The organism is Oerskovia sp. NPDC056781, assembly GCF_042789955.1.
Classification (GTDB): domain Bacteria; phylum Actinomycetota; class Actinomycetes; order Actinomycetales; family Cellulomonadaceae; genus Oerskovia; species Oerskovia rustica.
Genome location: NZ_JBHUAD010000399.1, coordinates 1 through 1,367, shown reverse-complemented (window position 1 = coordinate 1,367; position 1,367 = coordinate 1). Strand labels below are relative to the sequence as shown.

The 1,367-nt window shown below is 70.4% G+C and carries 1 protein-coding gene; it reads left to right on the top strand.

Annotated features, from left to right (window positions below; translation table 11 throughout):
* Nucleotides 1–171: 171 nt before the first annotated feature.
* Nucleotides 172–1,302 (top strand): branched-chain amino acid aminotransferase, encoded by a 1,131-nt coding sequence (locus ACFRCR_RS18725; RefSeq protein ID WP_138823704.1) that lies wholly within the window; start codon nucleotides 172–174, stop codon nucleotides 1,300–1,302.
* The last annotated feature ends 65 nt before the right edge of the window (nucleotides 1,303–1,367 follow it).

Below are 1,367 nucleotides of genomic sequence, written 5' to 3'. Positions count from 1 at the left end.
GTATAAGAGACAGGGCCTGACGGCGGCGCGCACCCTCTGCCGTCCTCACCGCTCCCACGTCCTCGTCGAAGGCCCGGGAGTTCTCGCCCGCCCTGCGGGCGCCGAAGGGCGCTCTGTCATGGAAAACTAGGCGAGGAACCCACCCGGGTCGCCAGGTGAAAGGCCCATGACATGACTTCCCCCCTCACAGCGCAGCCCGCTTCCTCGGCCGAGGATCTCGTCGCGCTCTTCGACATCCGCACCTCGGACACCCCGACCTCCCCCGAGGCCAGGGCGGCCGCGATCTCCGCCCCGAAGTTCGGCACCGTGTTCTCGGACCACATGGCCCGGATCAGCTGGAACTCGACGGACGGCTGGATCGACCGCCGCATCGAGAAGTACGGCCCCCTCCAGCTCGACCCCGCGACCGCGGTCCTGCACTACGCCCAGGAGATCTTCGAGGGCCTCAAGGCGTACCGGCACCAGGACGGGTCCGTGTGGACCTTCCGTCCCGAGGCCAACGCCGCCCGGTTCGCCCGGTCCGCGCACCGTCTGGCGCTGCCGGCGCTCTCGGTCGACGACTTCATCGGCTCGATCACGGCGCTCGTGCGCACCGACGTCGAGTGGGTCCCGAGCGGCGAGGAGGCGAGCCTGTACCTGCGCCCGTTCATGTACGCCTCGGAGTCGTTCCTCGGGGTGCGGGCCTCGCTCGAGGCCGAGTACCTCGTGATCGCCTCGCCCGTGGGCCCGTACTTCTCGGGCGGCGTGAAGCCCGTGTCGATTTGGGTCGACCGCGAGTTCAGCCGCGCCGGTGCCGGCGGCACGGGCGACGCCAAGTGCGGCGGCAACTACGCGTCGAGCCTGCTGCCGCAGACCCTCGCGCAGGAGAAGGGCTTCGAGCAGGTCTGCTTCCTCGACTCGTCGACGGGCACGTTCCTCGAGGAGCTCGGCGGCATGAACGTGTTCGTCGTCAAGGCCGACGGCTCGGTCGAGACGCCCGAGCTCACGGGGTCGATCCTCGAGGGCGTGACCCGTTCGTCGATCATCCAGCTCCTCAACGACCGCGGTCACGAGGTCACCGAGCGGCGCATCCCGCTCGAGGAGCTCCTGGCCGACATCCGGTCCGGCGCGGTCACCGAGGTGTTCGCGTGCGGCACGGCTGCGGTCGTCACGCCGATCGGCCGTCTGGGCGGGTCGAACTTCGACCACACCATCGCCGACGGCGGAGCGGGCGAGCTGACCTTGGCGATCCGCGGCGAGCTCACGGACATCCAGAACGGCCGGGCGGCGGACCGTCACGGCTGGATGACGCGCCTGGCCTGAACCACCCGTCCACCGACCGCCGAGTGCGGAGCAGCTGGAGTAGTTAGGGGGGGGGGGCGGCCGCT